At 70.3% G+C, this 18,652-nt stretch carries 17 protein-coding genes; 7 read left to right on the forward strand and 10 right to left on the reverse strand.

The window, feature by feature from the left end; translation table 11 throughout:
* Window positions 1-115 precede the first annotated feature (115 nt).
* Both ACFWP5_RS45675 and ACFWP5_RS45680 read right to left on the reverse strand, forming a co-directional pair.
* Window positions 116-2,107 (reverse strand): alpha-1,4-glucan--maltose-1-phosphate maltosyltransferase, encoded by a 1,992-nt coding sequence (locus tag ACFWP5_RS45675; protein ID WP_384171022.1) that lies wholly within the window; start codon window positions 2,105-2,107, stop codon window positions 116-118.
* 72 nt (window positions 2,108-2,179) lie between these two features.
* Window positions 2,180-2,482 carry a DUF5133 domain-containing protein gene (locus tag ACFWP5_RS45680; protein WP_384171024.1) on the reverse strand — a complete coding sequence of 101 codons (303 nt, stop codon included), beginning with the start codon at window positions 2,480-2,482 and terminating at the stop codon, window positions 2,180-2,182.
* 300 nt (window positions 2,483-2,782) lie between these two features.
* Between ACFWP5_RS45680 and ACFWP5_RS45685 the strand changes: the two genes are divergently transcribed.
* The gene (locus ACFWP5_RS45685; protein WP_384171025.1) at window positions 2,783-3,286 is read left to right on the forward strand and encodes a pep a2; all 504 of its coding nucleotides are present in this window, start codon (window positions 2,783-2,785) and stop codon (window positions 3,284-3,286) included.
* Window positions 3,283-5,415, forward strand: coding sequence for a glycogen debranching protein GlgX (gene glgX / locus ACFWP5_RS45690; RefSeq protein WP_384171028.1), 2,133 nt, complete (start codon window positions 3,283-3,285; stop codon window positions 5,413-5,415). The genes ACFWP5_RS45685 and glgX overlap by 4 nt, the downstream gene beginning before the upstream one ends.
* Window positions 5,416-5,421: 6 nt before the next feature.
* Here the strand turns inward: glgX and ACFWP5_RS45695 are convergent, their stop codons facing one another.
* Window positions 5,422-6,225, reverse strand: coding sequence for a VOC family protein (locus ACFWP5_RS45695; RefSeq protein ID WP_384171030.1), 804 nt, complete (start codon window positions 6,223-6,225; stop codon window positions 5,422-5,424).
* Window positions 6,226-6,370: 145 nt separating this feature from the next.
* Between ACFWP5_RS45695 and ACFWP5_RS45700 the strand changes: the two genes are divergently transcribed.
* The 4 genes from ACFWP5_RS45700 to ACFWP5_RS45715 all read left to right on the forward strand — a co-directional run bounded on the left by ACFWP5_RS45700 (window position 6,371) and on the right by ACFWP5_RS45715 (window position 9,232).
* Window positions 6,371-6,826: a MarR family winged helix-turn-helix transcriptional regulator gene (locus ACFWP5_RS45700; RefSeq protein WP_384171032.1), complete on the forward strand. Its 456-nt coding sequence runs from the start codon at window positions 6,371-6,373 to the stop codon at window positions 6,824-6,826.
* Window positions 6,823-7,707 (forward strand): ATP-binding cassette domain-containing protein, encoded by an 885-nt coding sequence (locus ACFWP5_RS45705; protein WP_384171034.1) that lies wholly within the window; start codon window positions 6,823-6,825, stop codon window positions 7,705-7,707. Before ACFWP5_RS45700 ends, ACFWP5_RS45705 begins: the two co-directional genes overlap by 4 nt.
* A complete protein-coding gene (locus ACFWP5_RS45710) occupies window positions 7,667-8,527 on the forward strand; it encodes an ABC transporter permease (RefSeq protein ID WP_384171036.1) in 861 nt (286 codons plus the stop codon). The genes ACFWP5_RS45705 and ACFWP5_RS45710 overlap by 41 nt, the downstream gene beginning before the upstream one ends.
* 189 nt (window positions 8,528-8,716) lie before the next feature.
* Window positions 8,717-9,232, forward strand: coding sequence for a hypothetical protein (locus ACFWP5_RS45715; RefSeq protein ID WP_384171039.1), 516 nt, complete (start codon window positions 8,717-8,719; stop codon window positions 9,230-9,232).
* Between the two features lie 10 nt (window positions 9,233-9,242).
* On the opposite strand, the gene hemC is transcribed toward ACFWP5_RS45715, so the two are convergent.
* From hemC to ACFWP5_RS45750, 7 genes are all read right to left on the reverse strand, one after another.
* Window positions 9,243-10,178, reverse strand: coding sequence for a hydroxymethylbilane synthase (gene hemC, locus ACFWP5_RS45720; RefSeq protein ID WP_384171042.1), 936 nt, complete (start codon window positions 10,176-10,178; stop codon window positions 9,243-9,245).
* A gap of 61 nt (window positions 10,179-10,239) precedes the next feature.
* Entirely contained in the window at window positions 10,240-11,259 is a 1,020-nt protein-coding gene (locus ACFWP5_RS45725; protein WP_384171045.1) for a questin oxidase family protein, read from the reverse strand.
* Between the two features lie 227 nt (window positions 11,260-11,486).
* On the reverse strand, window positions 11,487-13,046 hold the full coding sequence (locus ACFWP5_RS45730; RefSeq protein ID WP_384171048.1) for a glycosyl hydrolase family 65 protein: 1,560 nt from the start codon (window positions 13,044-13,046) through the stop codon (window positions 11,487-11,489).
* Window positions 13,047-13,123: 77 nt separating this feature from the next.
* On the reverse strand, window positions 13,124-13,900 hold the full coding sequence (locus ACFWP5_RS45735; RefSeq protein WP_384171051.1) for an NPP1 family protein: 777 nt from the start codon (window positions 13,898-13,900) through the stop codon (window positions 13,124-13,126).
* Between the two features lie 137 nt (window positions 13,901-14,037).
* Entirely contained in the window at window positions 14,038-15,021 is a 984-nt protein-coding gene (locus ACFWP5_RS45740; RefSeq protein WP_384171054.1) for an ATP-dependent DNA ligase, read from the reverse strand.
* Between the two features lie 216 nt (window positions 15,022-15,237).
* The gene (locus ACFWP5_RS45745) at window positions 15,238-15,882 is read right to left on the reverse strand and encodes a response regulator (RefSeq protein WP_384171057.1); all 645 of its coding nucleotides are present in this window, start codon (window positions 15,880-15,882) and stop codon (window positions 15,238-15,240) included.
* A 22-nt stretch (window positions 15,883-15,904) separates the two neighbouring features.
* A complete protein-coding gene (locus ACFWP5_RS45750; protein ID WP_384171060.1) occupies window positions 15,905-17,065 on the reverse strand; it encodes a histidine kinase in 1,161 nt (386 codons plus the stop codon).
* Between the two features lie 481 nt (window positions 17,066-17,546).
* Here ACFWP5_RS45750 and ACFWP5_RS45755 point away from each other — a divergent pair, with 481 nt between their 5' ends.
* Window positions 17,547-18,269, forward strand: a complete 723-nt coding sequence (locus ACFWP5_RS45755) for a response regulator transcription factor (protein ID WP_384171062.1) — start codon at window positions 17,547-17,549, stop codon at window positions 18,267-18,269.
* The last annotated feature ends 383 nt before the right edge of the window (window positions 18,270-18,652 follow it).

Consider the following 18,652-nt stretch of genomic DNA (forward strand, 5'->3'; position numbering starts at 1 on the left):
CTGTCCTGGAAGGAGCGGACCAGGACCTCGTAGAAGACGGCGCGTTTGAACCACTCGGGGTCCCGGTCCTTGGCGGGAGTGTCCTCGAAGGTGTCGTGGACCGGTTCGTTGACTGTCATGAAGCTCTTGACCCTCCGCTCTGAGTGGACCGCCGGACGTGGAGCACGTGCGCGGGAGCCCGGCCCGGTTCGAGACGCACATAGTTGGTCCTGCCCCACTGATAGGACTCACCCGTCAGTTCGTCGTACACCGACATGGATTCGTTTGATTCCAGGCCGAGTTGCGGCATGTCCAACGAGACCGTGGCCTCCTGGGTATGGTGCGGATCCAGGTTGACGACCACCAGAACCGTGTCCACACCCGTGGTCTTGCTGTACGCGATCAGGGCGTCGTTGTCCGTCCGGTGGAAGCGGAGATTTCTGAGCTGGTGCAGCGAAGGGTGACGGCGCCGGATGTCGTTGAGCTCGGCCAGCAATGGCGCGATGCTACGTCCTTCCCGCTCTGCGGACTCCCAGTCGCGCGGGCGGAGTTGGTACTTCTCCGAGTCGAGATACTCCTCGCTGCCCGGCCGGAGAGGGGTGTTCTCGCAGAGTTCGTAGCCACTGTAGACACCCCATGTCGGGGACAGCGTGGCGGCCAGTATCGCTCGCAGTTCGAAGGCGGGCCGGCCGCCGTCCTGGAGGAACTCGTGCAGGATGTCCGGGGTGTTCACGAACAGGTTCGGCCGCATGTAGGCGGCCGCTTCCCCCGACAACTCGCTGAGATATTCGGTGAGTTCCTGCTTCGTGTTGCGCCAGGTGAAGTAGGTGTACGACTGCTGGAAACCGATCTGCGCGAGCGTGTGCATCATCGCGGGACGGGTGAACGCCTCCGCCAGGAAGATCACGTCCGGGTCGGTGCCGTTGATGTCCGCGATCACCCGCTCCCAGAACACCACCGGCTTGGTGTGCGGGTTGTCCACGCGGAAGATCCGCACCCCGTGGTCCATCCAGTGCCGCAGCACGCGGACGGTCTCGGCGATCAGGCCGTCCAGGTCCCGGTCGAAGGCGATCGGGTAGATGTCCTGGTACTTCTTCGGCGGGTTCTCCGCGTACGCGATCGTCCCGTCGGGGCGGTGGTGGAACCACTCCGGGTGCTTGTCCACCCACGGATGGTCCGGCGAGCACTGGAGCGCGAAGTCCAGCGCGATCTCCATCCCCAGCTCGGCGGCTCGCGTGACGAACGCGTCGAAGTCCTCCAGCGTGCCCAGCTGCGGGTGGATCGCGTCGTGGCCGCCCTCCGGGGAACCGATCGCCCAGGGGACGCCGACGTCCTCGCGCCCTGCGGACAGGGTGTTGTTCGGGCCCTTGCGGAAGGTCGTCCCGATCGGATGGATCGGCGGCAGATACACCACGTCGAAGCCCATCGCGGCGATCCCGTCTAGGCGCCGCGCTGCCGTACGGAACGTGCCGTGCGGGATCTCGACCGTGCCTTCGGAACGGGGGAAGAACTCGTACCAGGCGCCGTACAACGCCCGTTCCCGCTCGACCACCAGAGGCCGGGGCTCGGAAACCGTCACCAACTCCCGCAACGGATACCGCTCCAGCACCCTGTTCACACTCGGCGTCAACGCGGCCACGAACCGCGTCCCCACCGGCAACGTGTCGTCGCGCAGGGTCTCCGCCGCGGCCAGCATCGTGGCGCGCGCCGGGCCCTCGGGCACCCCGGTGGCGGCTCGGGCGTACAGCTCCGCGCCCTCTTCCAGCATCAGGCCGATGTCGATGCCGGCCGGGATCTTGATGCGGGCGGCCCGGCGCCAGGTGGCGATGGGGTCGCCCCAGGCCTCCACGACGTAGGACCAACGGCCTGTCGCGTCCGGGGTGATCCCGGCGCCCCAGCGGTCGCTGCCGGGGGTGAGTTCTCGCATCGGGGTCCACGGGCCGGGGCGGCCGTCCGGGTCGTGGAGCACGACGTTGGCGCCGATCGTCTCGTGGCCCTCGCGGAACACGGTGGCGGTGACCTCGAAGGTCTCGCCGACCACCGCCTTCGCCGGGCGCGCGCCGTTTTCCACGGCTGGGCGTACGTCACGTACCGGAATGCGGCCGATGGCTGCCGGGGTCGCGTTCATGGGTCTCACCTCCGCCGTGCTCAAGGCCGGGCTGTTCGCCCGGCCGGGGTCCACGCTGCGCCGGAAGGGGGACTACCTTCCCGCCGGGGAACGCTGGTCGACGGCCACGGGCGGCCCGCGGTGCACGACGGCCGTCGCACGGGGGCGTCCGTTCTGCTCCTGGAGGTACGTGCCCTGGCTGCTGCGCAGATAGCGTTCGGCGGCTTCCGCGGCCTCGCGCGCGCAGCGCTCCCCCATCAGCACGCACAAGGTGTAGCCCGAGTCCTCGAACGTGGCCCGTACCGTCCGGTCGCCCGGCGACGCGAGCATCACGCGTTCCCACGCCCGATAGCGCCGCAGTTGGCGGGCGACTTCGGCTTTGGCGGGTAGCAGCATGGCGCTGTTCACTTTCCGCCTCGGCGGACCGCGGTTCCCGACCGTCGGGTGGCGGCCGTGCACGGAGCGGCATGGCTCCATGACGGCAGTCGAGGCTTTCACTCATGGTGCACATGTGATGACCGAGCGTCTTGTTGGCTCTTCAACTACCTCACCCGCCGCTCGTGTTGCACGAATGGGCTAGCGCTCGCACTCTGGAGCTGACTCAGAAGCGATCAGTGCTCACGCTTCGTGTTCGGGGCCGGGCCCCGCAGGGGGCAGAGGCGAAGCGCGAGCTCCGCCGGTGAGGAGCCAACGAAGATGAAGACCGCAGTGCCGTGCTACTACCACCTCGATGTGGACGTCAGTCCGGAACGGGTCGGGCAGGTCAGGCGCATTCTGGCCGCCCACCTCCGGCTGTGGGACCTGGAGATCCTCGTGGAGCCCGTCTGCCGCGGCGCCGAGCTGCTGCTGCGGGCCATCGACGAGCACGCCACGGACAAGCACACGTCGGTAGAGCTGTGGTGGAACGGCCAACACCTGATCACCGCCATCGGCGACAACGACCGCGATCTGCGCCCGGACCAGGACCTGCGCGCCTGCCTGGCCCGGATCGCCGCGATGAGCGACGGCTGGGGCTGCTGCGCCACCGACACCGGAAGCAAGGTCATCTGGTTCTCGCAGCGCGCCCGCAGCGGCGAACGCGTCCCGCGGATTCCCAGGACGCCCGCGCCGCGCCTGCGGGAGATGCTCCAGCTTCCCCGCGAGGTGCCGGTCGCCCTGCCGACCCGCCCGGCGCACGGCGTCCTGGAGGACGCCAAGTGACCGCGCGTCCGTCCCGGAAAAGGGTGCCCGTCTGGAACGGGCACCCTTATCCATTGGGGGCCGCCTACGACGGGACGGGCACCAACTTCGCCCTGTTCAGCGAGGTCGCCGCACGCGTGGACCTCGTCCTCGTCGGCGACGACGGCCGCCACCGCGACGTTCGGCTCACCGAGGCCGACGGCTTCGTGTGGCACTGCTACCTGCCGGGCATCGGACCGGGCCAGCGCTACGGCTACCGGGTGCACGGCCCGTGGGCTCCGGCCGCTGGACACCGCTGCAACCCGGCGAAACTGCTCCTCGATCCGTATGCCACGGCGGTGGACGGACAGATCGACAACGACCCCTCGCTGTACGAGCGTTCGGCAGGACCCGCCCCCGGGGACAGCGCCGGGCACGGCATGCTCGGCGTGGTCACCGACCCGGCCTTCGACTGGGGCGACGACCGGCCGCCCCGGCGCTCGTACGCCGACACCGTGATCTACGAGGCCCATGTGAAGGGGCTGACCCGTACCCACCCGGAGGTTCCCGAGGAACTTCGCGGGACCTACGCGGGACTCGCGCACCCGTCGGTCGTCGAGCATCTCGTCCAACTCGGGGTGACCGCCGTCGAGTTGATGCCGGTGCACCAGTTCGTGCAGGACGGGGTTCTCCAGGACCGGGGCCTGTCCAACTACTGGGGCTACAACACGATCGGCTTCTTCGCGCCGCACAACGCCTACGCCGCGCACCGCGAACGCGGGCGGCAGGTCACCGAGTTCAAGTCCATGGTGAAGGCGCTGCACGCGGCCGGGCTCGAAGTCATCCTCGACGTGGTCTACAACCACACCGCCGAGGGCAACGAGAAGGGCCCCACTCTGTCCTTCCGGGGCATCGACAACGCCTCCTACTACCGTCTGGTGGACGGCGATTGGGGCCACTACTACGACACGACGGGCACCGGGAACAGCCTGCTGATGCGGCACCCCTACGTCCTTCAGCTGATCATGGACTCGCTGCGCTACTGGGTCACCGAGATGCATGTCGACGGCTTCCGCTTCGACCTCGCGGCCACGCTGGCCCGGCAGTTCCACGAGGTGGACCGGCTGTCGGCGTTCTTCGACCTGATCCAGCAGGACCCGGTGATCAGCCGCGTCAAGCTCATCGCCGAGCCGTGGGACGTGGGCGAGGGCGGCTACCAGGTGGGCAACTTCCCGCCGCTGTGGTCGGAGTGGAACGGCAGGTACCGGGACGCCGTACGGGACTTCTGGCGGGGCGGCGAGCACACGCTCGGCGAGTTCGCGTCCCGGCTCACCGGGTCCTCCGACCTGTACCAGCACAGCCGGCGCCGACCGCGTGCCAGCGTCAACTTCGTCACCGCGCACGACGGGTTCACCCTGCGCGACCTGGTCTCGTACAACGACAAGCGCAACGAGGCCAACGGGGAAGGGAACCGGGACGGTGAGAGCACCAACCGGTCCTGGAACTGCGGGGCCGAGGGGGAGACGGACGATCCCGGCGTGCTGGAGTTGCGCGGGCGTCAGCAGCGCAACTTCCTTGCCACGCTGCTCCTTTCGCAGGGCATCCCGATGCTCAGCCACGGCGACGAACTGGGCCGCACCCAGGGCGGCAACAACAACGCCTACTGCCAGGACAACGAAGTCTCCTGGATCGACTGGGAGTTGACCGGCGAGCAGCGCGAACTCGCCGACTTCACGCGGTACGTCATCGGGCTGCGCGCCGCGCACCCCGTGCTGCGCCGGCGCCGGTTCTTCCGGGGCGAGACAGCCGTGCACGCCGGACAGCCGCTGCCCGACCTGGTGTGGCTGCTGCCCGACGCGCGCGAGATGGCCGACCTGGACTGGCAGCGCTCCGACGCGCACTGCGTGGGCGTGTTCCTCAACGGCGACGCCATCGCCGAACGCGATCCGCACGGCGGGCCCGTCGTCGACGACTCCTTCCTGCTCCTGCTGAACAGCTACTGGGAGCCCGTCGATTTCCGGCTGCCCGCCGCCACCTACGGCGAGCGCTGGACGACCCTGATCGACACCGCCGAGCCGCAGGGAGCCCCGGACGAGACGGAACACAAGGCCGGCACCGAGATGGCCGTAGAGGCGCGCAGTCTCGTGCTGTTGTCGCGGCCCGCACGATAGGACGGGTCAGGGTGCGTCGCGCGAGGTGACCGTGAAGCGGGCGCCGTCGGGGTCGCGCAGGACGGCCTCGGTGCTGTTCTCCCGCAGGACGCTCCCGCCGTGCGCCTCCGTGACCCGCGCGCAGGATCTGATGTCCGAGACCGCGAAGTGGACCTGCCAGTTGGGCCGGACGGTCGGGTCGGGTGCCGCCTCCAGGGCGCCCGACTCGATGCGGGCCACGACGTTCCCGCCGCTGCGCAGGACGACCTCGCCGCCCTCGTACTGGACCTCGCAGCTCGCCGGGTCCGCCGACGCCCAGTCGAGGACCTCGCCGTAGAAGATCGCCGCGTCGAAGGCGTCGCGGGTGCGCAGCCGGACGAAGGCGGGGGCCGAGCGGCGCCAGGTCTCCCAGCCGCGGATGAGGTCGCCCTCCCAGACGCCGAAGGTCGCGCCGTCACGGTCGCCGAGCAGGGCCGCGCGGCCGGGCGGGAAGGAGAGCGGTCCCACGGCGACCGTGCCGCCGCGCTCCCGGACCCGGGCCGCGGCCACATCCGCGTCGGGCACGGCGAAATACGGCGTCCAGGTCACCGCGACCTGCCACATGGAGGCGACCGCGGCGAGGCCGGCCACCGGAGTGTCGTTCGCCGTGGCGATCCGGAAGCGGTCGCCGAGGCTGGCCGAGCGCCACTTCCAGCCGAACACTGCCTCGTAGAACGCCTCGGTGGTCTCCACATCGCGGCTCGTGAGACTCACCCAGCAGGGGGCGCCGAACACCGAACGGGTGGAGACGGCTTCCGGCTCACCGGGGGACGGTTTCCTGTCGTGGTTCATGGCAGTCGCGTTCCGATCTCGTGGACCGGCGGCCACCGGTCTCCCCCCTCAGTGTCCAACCGGAAGTGGTCCCGGTGCCTCCCGAGCGGGTGTCTTGACCATCCTTTTGGGTTAGTTACCTCTGCTAAAGAGGTAATCTCCGAGTGTGGAGACGGAGAAATTCCCGGAGGAGCTGGCCGACGCGCTCGTCGGTGTCCAGCGGCTGATCCGCAGGCGACTGCGCAGCGAGATGGCCATGCCAAGGCTGCGCGGCGCCGAGGTGGAGCTGCTGCGCCTGGTCGAGGTCCGGCCCGGAATCGGCATCTCGGACGCGGCCAAGGAGCTGTTCCTCGCGAGCAACTCGGTGTCGACGCTCGTCAACCAGCTGGCCCGGGACGGCTTCCTGATCCGCGAGACGGACCCCGCCGACCGGCGCGCCGCCCGCCTCCAGCTCACCGAGACGGCCAAGACCCGCCTCGGCGACTGGCACGCACGGCGCGCGGCCCTCGTCCGCGGACAGGTGGACCGTCTCGACGAGGCGGACCGGGACGCGCTGCGCGCGGCGATCCCGGCCCTGCACCAACTGGCCGTCAATCTGCACGAGGAGGCCGAGGAGTCATGACGCCGGACACCGACACCGATACCGGCACTACCACCGCCACCGGGCGGTCCGCGGCTGTCAGCTGCACCCGGCTCGCCTATTCCTTCGGCGAGACGACCGCGGTGGACGGGCTCGACCTGTCCGTGGGGGAGGGCGAGGTCTTCGGACTGCTCGGCCCCAACGGCGCCGGGAAAACCACGGCGATCCGCTGTATCACCACCCTCCTGCCGGTCCCGGCGGGCATGGTCCACGTCTTCGGCCACGACACGGCCAAGGAACAGATGTCGGTGCGCCGCATGCTCGGCTACGTCCCGCAGCAGCTGTCCGCCGACAGCGGGCTCACCGGCCGCGAGAACGTCGCTCTCTTCGCCCGCGTCTTCGACGTCCCGCGCAGGGAACGCGCCGCGCGCGTCGCCCAGGCGCTGCGGGCGGTCGACCTCACCGACGCCGCCGACCGGCTCGCCAACACCTACTCCGGCGGCATGGTCCGCCGGCTCGAACTCGCGCAGGCCCTGGTCAGCGCACCCCGCCTGCTCATCCTCGACGAGCCCACGATCGGCCTCGACCCGATCGCCCGCACCAGCGTGTGGGAGCACATCAACGCCGTGCGCGAGGCGACCGGCATGACCGTCCTGGTCACCACCCACTACATGGACGAGGCCGACCAGTACTGCGACCGCGTCGGCCTCATGCACCGCGGCCGCATCCGCGCCCTGGGCACCCCGGTCCAGCTCCGCGAGGGCCTAGGCGAACGCCGACGCGCCGACGGAGCACCCGCCACCGATCCGCTGCCCACCCTTGAGGACGTCTTCCGGGACATGGCCGGCAGCGGTCTCGAAGACCAGTCAGGAGGTTTCCGCGATGTCCGAAGCACCCGCCGCACCGCGAACCGCGTCGGCTGACCCCGCCGCCGAGAACGACCTGAACCTTCTCCTGACCCCGCCCCAACCCCGGTCCGGCTGGCGGCTGATTCCGGCCCGCGTCATCGCGATGTGCGCGGTCGAACTCCAGAAACTCCGCCACGACCGCACCGAGTTGTACACCCGCGCCGTTCAACCCGCCCTGTGGCTGCTGATCTTCGGCCAGACCTTCACCCGCATCAAGGCGATCCCCACCGGCGGCATCCCGTACATCGACTACCTGGCCCCGGGCATCATCGCCCAGTCCGCGATGTTCATCGCCATCTTCTACGGCATCCAGATCATCTGGGAACGCGACGCGGGCATCCTCAACAAGCTCCTCGTCACCCCCACCCCGCGCTCGGCGCTGATCACCGGCAAGGCCTTCGCGGCCGGGGTGAAATCGTTGATCCAGGCCGTCGTCGTGGTCGTCATCGCCGCGATCCTCGGAGTGGCGCTGACCTGGAACCCGCTGAAGCTGCTCGGCGTCGGGGCGATCGTGATCCTCGGCTCGGCCTTCTTCTCCTGTCTGTCGATGACCATCGCCGGGATCGTGCTCAGCAGGGACCGGCTGATGGGTTTCGGACAGGCGATCACCATGCCGCTGTTCTTCGGCTCCAACGCCCTCTACCCGGTGGCGATCATGCCCGGCTGGCTCCAGACGGTCAGCAAGGTGAACCCGCTGAGCTACGAAGTGGACGCGCTGCGCGGGCTCCTGCTCGGCACCCCCTCCCATGTGGGCACCGACTTCGCCGTCCTGCTGGTGGCCGCCGCACTGGGCATCGCGGCAGCCTCCTCCCTGCTCGGACGCCTCGCCCGCTGATCTTGGCCGGGACGTGATGTGCGGCACGCTCCCGACCAGGATTCGGCGGCCGGAAAGCGGATTCTTCCTGCGCACGGCTTGATCAGTGATCAAGCGGGCGAAAACGCTGGCCACAGCGCATTCTGCTCATTTGACAGTGCGCTGAGCACACGGATAGGAAGCAGCTCTCTGAGGTCGAGAGGGTGCACTGTGTACGAGCCGAACGTGGTCGGGGACTGGCAGGAGTACGACGAACACGCCGGTCTGCGTGTCCGCGTCCACAGCCTGGCCGCCGCCGAGCCGCCACGCGGACGCGACGACGCCGCCGAGGGGCTGACGTACTTCACGCTCCGTGTCACCGTCGAGAACCGCGGTGCGCGGTACTACGGCATCCACCTGGAGGACGGCCAGATCGACGTCAGGGTCGGCCCGGACGGCGAGAGCGCCTTCATCGACTGGCGCAGCTCGCAGTTCATCGAGGGCTTCGACGTCCATCCGCTGCGCCGCGCCACCGCCGTCGTGTACGCGGCCGGTGCGGAGGCCTCCCTGACGCAGGTGGACGTACAGGTCCAGCTGCGGGTGGAGGAGGAGTGGACCGAGCGGCGCCTGTGGGCGGGCGGCATCGGTCTGTGCGAGGCGGCCGTCGCCTCCGGTGCCGGGCGGGACGGCCTGGCGCACCAGGTGAGCAAGTTCCTCCGGGACCAGGCGGAACCCGGCACCCCCTGAGACTCCCGGGTCAGTGTGGGATGCCGTCGATGATCTCCCGGGCCCCTTGTCGCAGCAGCGCCACGGCCACCGACGTGCCCAGCGTCGCGGGGTCCAGTCGCCCCGCCCACTCGTGGGCGTTGAGCCGGGTCTTGCCGTCCGGGGTGAACACGCAGGCGCGCAGCGACAGTTCGCCGCTCCGGTCCACCTGCGCGTACCCCGAGATCGGGCTGTTGCAGTGCCCCTGGAGGACGTGCAGGAACATGCGCTCCGCGGTCGCCTCGCGATGCGTCTCCGGGTGGCCGAGCGCGCTGATCGTGTCGATGACGTCGGTGTCGCCCTCGCGGCACTGCAGGGCGAGGATGCCCGCGCCGATCGGCGGCATCATCACGTCGGGGGACAGCACCTCGCTGATCACGTCGCGCCGGTCGATGCGGTCCAGGCCGGACATCGCGACCAGCAGCGCGTCGGCCTCGCCCGCCGCGAGCTTCTCCAGCCGCCGGTTGACGTTGCCGCGGAACGGCACGCACTCCAACTCGGGGTGCGTGGCGGCGAGTTGTGCGACCCGTCGGACCGACGAGGTGCCGATCCGCGTCCCGGCCGGCAGCTCGTCGAGGGTCAGCCCGCCCGGGTGGACCAGGGCGTCACGGATGTCGTCCCGCTTCAGGAACGCGGCGAACGTCGTACCGGCCGGCAGCGGACGGTCGGCGGGCACGTCCTTCACACAGTGCACCGCGAGATCCGCCACACCGGCGAGCAGAGCGGCGTCCACCTCCTTGGTGAACGCCCCTTTGCCCTCGACCAGGGCCAGATCGCCCATCCACTTGTCGCCGGTCGTCTTGACCGGCACGACCTCGGTGCGCACCTGCGGATGAAGGACGGCCAACTCGGCGCGCACACGCTCCACTTGGGCCAGCGCCATGGGCGAGTCGCGGGAGACGATACGGATCAGTTCGGGCACGGACATGCGGACACGATAGACCGTCCGGCATATCGGTGTTGACCGATGGGCGTACCTGGCAACACGTTCAGGCCCGGCCCCCCACAAGGGGCTCGCTGATCTCCACGGCCCGCAGCGCGGCGGCGAGAGCCCGGTCGTCCCCTACGTCCAGGGCCGTGTCCGTCAACTTGATCACGTGCTCGTCCCCGTGCGCCAGGGCCCGCTCCATCACCTCTTCGGCGGTAAGCCGCTCGTGCGGAACGTAGTCGATCGCCTCCTCCGGGGCGTACATCGCGGTGACCGCCGCGGACGCCGTCCACGCCGCGTGCAGGCTCGGCGCCCACAGCTCGCGGGGGAGCGCGTCCAGGGCGCGCAGAACGGCGTTGGGCGCCGTCGCCGCGTGCACCAGCATGGTCGGCTCCCCGTGACCATGGGTGGCGTAGCGATGCGTGGCCGCGCGCACCAACTCGGTGAGCCGCTCCCGCGCCACGTCCGGGTCGCTCACCTCGCCCGCCCAGAGGGGCAGTTGGCGTACGGCGGCCAGCCGCGCCCGGAAGCCGACAACCCCACCGGCGATCGGCGGCACGGCGTCGAGGGCGCCGGCGGCGGTGGGACCGGCGGGCAACGACGCGATGCTCGACACGGGTTGGTGCCGCGCCGCCCAATAGCCCAGCCCGTGGGCGAGTTCGGTACGGCGGGGCTCGTTCTCGTCCACGCCGAGGGCCCGTACGGCATGGCCGACGCGGATGACCGGATGGGTGGCGCCCGCGGCGATCCCGGGCAGCAGCCGCGGCCACCACACGGCGAGCACGTCCTGCCAGGGCCGCTCGGCGAGGGCGCGGGAGAAGTAGCCGATCCAGTCGGCGGCCCGGCGTGAATCGCCCAGCGCGGCGGGCCAGTTGGCGTCCGTGACGGGAGCCACCGGATCGGGGAAGTCCTCCAGCTTGTCCCGGTAGAGGTCGAGCCAGCGGTGGACGGCACCCGCCTGGCCGTGTGCGGCGAGCGCTTCGGCGACCATCGGGGCGTGGTTGCTGAGCCAGCCCTCGCGCTCGGGTCCGGTGGAGTGCAGTCGTTCGAATGCTTCTTCCAGCGTTCCGCTCGTGTCCATGACCAGCACGCTAGGCGCGGGACCGCGCCCGCAGAACGGACCGGAGGAGGAAGAGACGCCCGCCTCAGGTCCTACGCCCAAGGACCGAGGCTGGCCGGGCGCCGCCTCGGTAGCGCCCCGAAGGGGCACGGGGCTGTGTCGGTAGGCGGCTCCGCCGCGCGGGCGCGACCAGCCACAACGGCGCGGCAGTTGAAACACGGCCCATCCCCGCCCAACCAGCGGAGCGCTCAGGCCAGCACGATCGAGATCACGCGATGTCCCCGCCCGTCGGCAGCCACAACCGGTTCGCCCGACGCCCCGTCGACCGTGCATGACTTGACCCGGCTCCCGCCGCCGGCCAGCGTCACGTCGAGTGTCATGCCCCGGTACGGCAGCCCGCGCAGGCTCACCGGGCCCCAGTTCGACGGCAGGCACGGGCTCAGCCGTAGGGCGTCGTCCGTGAACGTCAGGCCGAACAGGCCGTCGTGGATCAGGCGGAGATACGCCGTCGCCGACCAGGTCTGGTCGGGCTGGGACACGAAGTGGTCGGCGTGACCGCTGGCGCCGCCCTGCCAGCCGCCGTCGACGGAGCCGGTCACGGAGTTGTACAGCTCGTAGAAGCCGCCGCTCGCGGTGACCAGGCCGGCGAGCGTGTCGACGGCGAGGGCGAACGGCTCGGGGCGGCCCGCGTCGGCGGCGGCCTGGCCGTACAGGCCGTGGACCATCGGCCAGACCATCACGTTGTGCCGCCCCGGGTGCCGGTCGTCGAAGCGCGGGAAGTGCGGCCAGACGTTGACGATGCCGTACGGCTGCCAGTGCGTGGAGTCGAGGATCTCGCCGGCGCGTTGGCGGTCGGCGACGCCGAGGAGGATCGCGAGGGCGAGGCCCGCGCCCTCCTGTGAGGTGTCGACGTGCCCGGCACGGGTGCCCTCGCCGTGCACGAGATAGCCGTAGGTGCCGGCGTCCACGCGCCACAGGTGCTGGTCGATCGCCGTGCGCAGGTGCTCCGCGTCGGAGCGGAAGGAGGCGGCCTGTACGGGGTGGCCGAGGGCCTCGGACATGGCCGCGAGGGCCAGATGGGCGCCGTAGTATAGGCAGTTGGTCGACAGGCACATCAGTTTGCCGGCGTGCGGGTGGTCGAGGACGAAGGACGAGTGCACGGACTTCGAGGCGGGCGGGCTGGGGTAGCCGGAGATGCCGTCGTTCATGAAGCCGGGGCCCTCGAAGAGGCCGAACGACGGGTTGAAGTGCTGGGCGCGGCGGGCCGCCAGGGTGTGCGCGGACGTGTCGTAGGCCCGGGTGAGGAAGTCCCGGTCGCCGGTGACCAGGTAGTGGTGCTGCGCGGCCAGGACCCACACGATCTGGTCCCACCACTGGTTGTCCTGCTGGACCACGAGGCCGTCCCGCGCGCGGTCGACCACGGACCACAGGGTGTTGCGGCCGACGTCCGGCGCGAGCAGGCTGACCCCGCTCCACGCGTTGACGGCCGCGTCCCGTGTCCAGCGCTGCGGCGCGGGATAGCCGCCGCCGGCCCGGACGACGGTGCCGGGCGGGTAGGTGAGCAGGCCCGCCTTGTCGTACACCGAGCGGTCGGCACCGATGGTGTTGGCGCCGGACACGGATCTGAGCGCGGACGCGTAGACGGTGCCGAGGCGGTGGTGGACGGCCTGGTCGTCGAAGGTGAGGGTGGGCATGGCGTATCCGTTCCCGGGGGCCGGGCCCTGCGCACCCGCCGGGATGGCCGTCGCTCCGGCGATGCCCAGCGCGATCAGGAGAGCCCGCCGCGAGATCCCGCGTTCAGCTGCCACGTTCCGTCCTCTCGGGCTCCCGGGGTCGAGATGACTCCGGGAGCCCTGAGAACGATGGTGCCCCCTGGACGGTTCGGTCAGGCGGCCGGGTCGAACGTGATTCCGGACGGCTCGGCCGACGTGAGGTGGGCCGTGAAGTTCGCGTCCTTGAGACCGAAGTTGGCGCTGCCGAAGTCGTAGGCGCTCAACTTGTCGCGCAGGCCCGCCGGGTAGCCGTTCCAGCCGACGAGCGGCGGGTACTGCCAGGTGTGCTTGTCGTTCTCCGGCGGCTCGTCGTTCGTGTTCGCGAGGCGGAAGTCGTGCGTGCCGATGCCGTCCTTGTGGTAGACGATCTTGGCGTGGGTGCCGTCGAAGCGGACGTCGGACGCCGGGTGCACGGTGAACGAACCGTGGTTGGACGTCGACACGTACTGGATCGTGCCGTTCTGCACCCACACCACGACGTGTTCCCAGTCGTTGCGGTGCCCGCCGATGCTGGAGTTGGCCAGGGCCTGATCCTTCTCGAAGTACAGGCCGTACATGTAGGCGCACCAGCCGTTGTTGCATTTGTAGCGCGAGTAGCTGTTGGTGTTGTCGAGGTCCGAGGCGTCGTGGCACTCGCCGCTGAGCGAACCCGTCGGGTTCAGACCGCCGTTGATCGTCCCGTCCGGGCCGATCGCGGGCGTCGGGTAGCAGCCGTCCGTGTCGTAGTCGAAGGCGGGCAGATATGTCTGCTCGGCGGCTTCGGCGTTCGCGGGCAGCGCGGTGGGCGGGGCGGCGAAGGCGGCGGTGGGGAAGGCGATGACGAGCGCGGCGGCACCGCCGAGGCCGGCGAGCCACCTTCTGCGGCGGGTTCGGGACTTCTGGGACGACACTGCGTCCTCCTCTCGGGCGCAGCCCGACGGCTGTGGGGGGAAAGGGCTTTCATAGTCCCGACTTTTCATGTACGCGCCAAGAGGGTGGGGTGTCACTCCGGTAACGGGCGCCCCAATACTTGATCTACGCAACTTCCTCAACTCTCCGGCAGGTCCTCCGACATGCCCTCTGGTGGGTCTTCTGGTACGTCCGCCGCCGACTCCTCCGGTGCGAGGTCCGGGCGCAGCCGCAGCCAGGACGGCTGGCGCAGCATCCCGGCCCGGGTGCGGGTGCTGTAGCGGACCTCGCCGACCAGCCGGGGCACCACCCAGCGCGCGCCGGTCACCGGCGGTACGGGGTCGAAGGGGCACGTGTCCGTCCCGGCCGCCCGCAGCAGTACGGCGAGTTCGGCACGCTCGGCCTCGCTCCAGCCGGTGCCGACATTGCCGACGTACCGCAGCCGTCCGCCCGCGCGCTGCCCGACCAGCACCGCACCGGGCAGGCCTGTCAGGCGTCCCTTGCCGGGGACCCAGCCGCCGACCAGTACGTCCTCGCTGCGCAGGTTGCGGATCTTGATCCAGGCGCGGGAACGCACCCCGGGTTCGTACACCGAGTCCAGCCGCTTGCAGACCAGGCCCTCCAGTCCGTGCTCACGGGTGGCCCTCAGGGCATCGGCGCCATGTCCGATGAGCGCGGCGGGAGTTGACCAGTACGGGCCGTCGAGACCGAGCCGCTCCAGCGCGGTGCGTCGGTGGGTGTAGGGGAGGGTGAGGAACGGCTGTCCGAGGTGGGGGATGTCGAACAGCACGAGATGGATCGGCGTGTCGGTGGCTCGGTGTGCTGCCAGCGCCGGTGACTGGGCCAGGCCCATCCGCCCTTGCAGCAACTGGAAGTCGGCGCGGCCCTGTTCGTCCAGAGCCAGCACCTCGCCATCGAGGATGGCCGGGGTGGTGCCCAACTCACCGCCCAGGGCGAGTAGTTCCGGGTAGGCGCCGGTGATGTCCTCGCTGGAGCGGGCGCGCAGGACGACGCTGCCGTCGCCGGGGAGGTACACCAGCACGCGCTGGCCGTCCTGTTTGGTCTCGTAGGCCCACTGGGAGTCCTGGGTGGTGGGCGGAAGGGGGCCGGGGGTGGCGAGCATGGGTGGGACGCGGGGGAGGGGTGGCGGGAGCGGTGGCGGTGGTGGGGTCACGGCAGAGGTGTCGACGGGGGTGGGCGGTGGCACGCGTGATTCGGGGTGGGTTCGCCTGAACGGGGGCGGCCCGTCGGGTGGGGAGGGGGTGCGCAGATCGCCGCCACTGAGAACGTGGTACGCGCCGCCGGCCGTGTCATCCCCAGGAACGACCGGCGGCGCGTGTCACACGTTCTGCAGGTACGCCAGCACGGCCAGCACCCGGCGGTGCCCGCTGTCGCTCTGTGGCAGGCTCAGTTTCAGGAACACGTTGCCGATGTGCTTGCTGACCGCACGTTCCGTGACGACCAGGGTCTTGGCGATCGTCGTGTTGTCGTGGCCCTCCGCCATCAGCTTCAGCACCTCGCGCTCGCGCGGGGTCAGCGAGTCCAGCGGTGAGTTACGGCGCCGGGCGAGCAGTTCGGTCACCACTTCGGGGTCGAGCGCCGTACCGCCGGCCGCCACCCGGTCCAGCGCGTCGAGGAACTCGTCCACGCGGCCGATCCGGTCCTTGAGCAGATAGCCGACCCCGCTCGCCCCGACGCCCAACAGCTCGGCGGCGTACGACTCCTCGACGTACTGGGACAGCACCAGCACCGGCAGCCCCGGGATGCGCTCCCGTGCTTCGAGCGCGGCCCGCAGGCCCTCGTCGCGGAAACCCGGTGGCATCCGCACATCGAGAACGGCCACGTCCGGCCGGTGTTCGAGCAGCGCGGGCAGCACCTCGGGCCCGCTGCCGGCGACGGCCACCACCTCGTGTCCGGCGGACGTCAGCAGCAGGACCAGGCCCTCCCTGAGCAGGGCGTTGTCCTCGGCGAGCAGCACTCTCACGACAGTTCCGCCTCCACTACGCTCACCAGACGCACGGCAGCTCCACTTCGATCACGGTAGGTCCCCCCACGGGGCTGGTCACAGTCACACTGCCGTCGAGCGCGGCGACCCGGCGCCGCATACCGAGCAGCCCCGATCCGCCCGCCTCGTCGGCCCCGCCCCGGCCCTCGTCGCGCACCCGGACGCGCAGTCCGGTGCGGGCGCGGGCGAGATGGACGTCGGCGCGGTCGGCGCCGCTGTACTTGGCCGCGTTGGTCAGCGACTCGGCGATCACGAAATACGCGGCCGCCTCCACCGCCGCCGGGGCGCGCGGCCCGTCGTGTCCGTCGGTCAGACCGTCCACGGTCACGGTGACACCGAGTGCGCTGCCGGCGGCGAGCGCGCGCACCGCGCCGACCAGGCCGCGGTCGGTGAGGATCGGCGGATGGATGGCGCGCACCACGTGCCGCAGATCCGTCAGCGCCTCCTCGGCCAGCGTCTGCGCGTCGTCGAGCATCCTGCGCGCCGCCGCCGGGTCCTGGTCGTAGGCCCGTTTCGCGAGCCCGATGCGCATCGACAGTGAGACCAGCCGGGCCTGGGTGCCGTCGTGCAGGTCGCGTTCGATCCGGCGCAGTTCGGCGCCGTGCGCGGCGATCGCGCCCGCCCGGGTCTGCACCAACTCCTCGACCCGTACGGTCAGTTGTGCCTTCGGTGAGGGCTTCAGCAGGACGGTGGACCAGTGCGCGTCGAGGTCCGCGAGCCGGCTGATGAGCGGCAGGACGACGGCCCGGCGGCGCAGCAGCCCGCACCACACCCCGTCGACGACCAGACCCAGCGGCCACAGCGGCAGCATCAGCACGGGCAGCGTGCCGTAGGCGTAATAGGCGACCATCCAGCGGAAGTCGGTCAGCGTGCCCGGGTCGCGGACCGCCGTGCGCACCCGCTCGCGCACGGTGCCGGTGAGCGGCTGGTACGCCTCGGGGATCTTCCGGCCCGTCCACGCGCCCGCCTGCTGCCGCTTGGCCCCGGCGATCCGCCGTATCAGCAGCACCGTTTCCGGCAGCATGAAGGCGCCGACCACCGCGGCCGTGGCGATCGCGGTGACCAGGAGCACGGTGACGAAGATGTACGACCCGAAGGTCATCGCGGCGGAGACGACCAGCTGGACTGTCGCCCGGGCGGCCTGTCGCACGGTGGCGCGCATGAAGATCAGGTTAGACGCCGCGGGCCTGCCGAGCGGGAGCGGACCGCCGGGCACGAGGGTGGCCCGGTCCACCGCCGGTTCGGGGGGTCGCTCCCTCGTGTCGTCTGACGGGCGACGGAATCGTTGAGGCAACACGTCAATCAAGATCCAAGTCCTGTCGATCCGGAGGGGGTCGGGTGCCCTGACCGGCGTCGGCACGGTTGGGGGTTCGTCCGCGGACCCGGCGCCGATCCGGGGGAGTGGCCGGCGACCGGGTCCGGGACGGCGCCGACCCCCGTCCCCACGGGTTCGGCGCGGGGCCGCCATCCGCTCAAGGCGGCCCCGGCTCTGGTGAGCGAGGGCTCAGCTGTGCTCCTGACTCCTGGCGGCCCACCCCTACGGCGGGCTTCCTTGAGTTAGGCAAGCGTATCTGACTTACTTGAGTCAAGCAATCGAATGTATATTGCTTGAGTCAGGCAAGCAGGACGGTAGGGTGACGCTCATGTCCACGTACGGCAGCATCAGTGAGACACGATCACTCGCCCGCGGTGGCGGGCAGCATCTGCTCGTCGCCGTGGATGAGCCGGACAACGTCGAACTCCTCTCCACGACACTGGAGTTGGCGGGCTACCGCATCAGGACGGCCGGCAACGGCACCGAGGTGGTGTCCCGGCTCGCGGAGCAGCGGTTCGAACTGGTCGTGATCGACGCGGAGTTGCCGGAGATGGATGCCCTCGCGCAGGGCCGCCGACTCGTCACGCACCGCCCGCCCGTCCTCCTGCTCACCGGCTGGGACGCCCTCGGCAAGCTGCTGCCCGAACTCGGCGCGGGGGAGCGGGACTACGTCACCAAGCCCTTCCGTATCGCCGAAGTGCTCGCCCGTATCCAGGTGTTACTGCGCGGCCGGGGTGGCGGCCGGGACGGCGCGCTGCACTACGCCGACCTCGTCCTGGACGACACCACCTGTCAGGCGCGGCGCGGACGGCGCACCCTCGACCTCACGCCCGCGGAGTACCGCCTGCTGCGCCATCTCCTCGTCAACGCGCACAAGGTGCTGTCCAAGGAGCAGATCAGCCGGTACGTCTGGGGTGACTTCCGCGGCGACAACGCGATGGAGCAGCTCGTCTCCCGCCTCCGGCGCAAGGTGGACCAGGAGGGCGCGGCGCTCATCCATACCCGCCGGGGCTTCGGCTACTGGCTCGGACGGTCGGCCGGCGAGGCGTGAGCGCGTGAGTGCCCGCCCGGTGAGTTGCAATGGACTCGCGGAGCGAATATGTGCACCCTGTGAAGCGGGGTGCGGGGCGGTGTCGCGGTGACGCGGCGCCGCCCTTTTCTTGTTGTGTTCGCGAGTGAATGCTGGACCTTCTCGGCCGGTCAACTCCCGCCAGATTCACCTGAGTTGACCCTCGCTGACATCTCTGTCCGGTTCATGGCAACAGTGTCGATGTGTGATCTGGGCCACGTCAGGTTGTTGTCAGGGGACTGACCGGAAGGCGTCAGCCCGCTCTGTTTGCCACGCCCTTTCGGGCACTGGAACCTGAATCCAGCGCGTCTGCCTATTCCGCCACCCGCGCATTGGGTGTGTCCTCAGGCCCTTCCCTCAGGGGG

This window comes from Streptomyces sp. NPDC058469, from assembly GCF_042721125.1.
GTDB lineage: Bacteria > Actinomycetota > Actinomycetes > Streptomycetales > Streptomycetaceae > Streptomyces.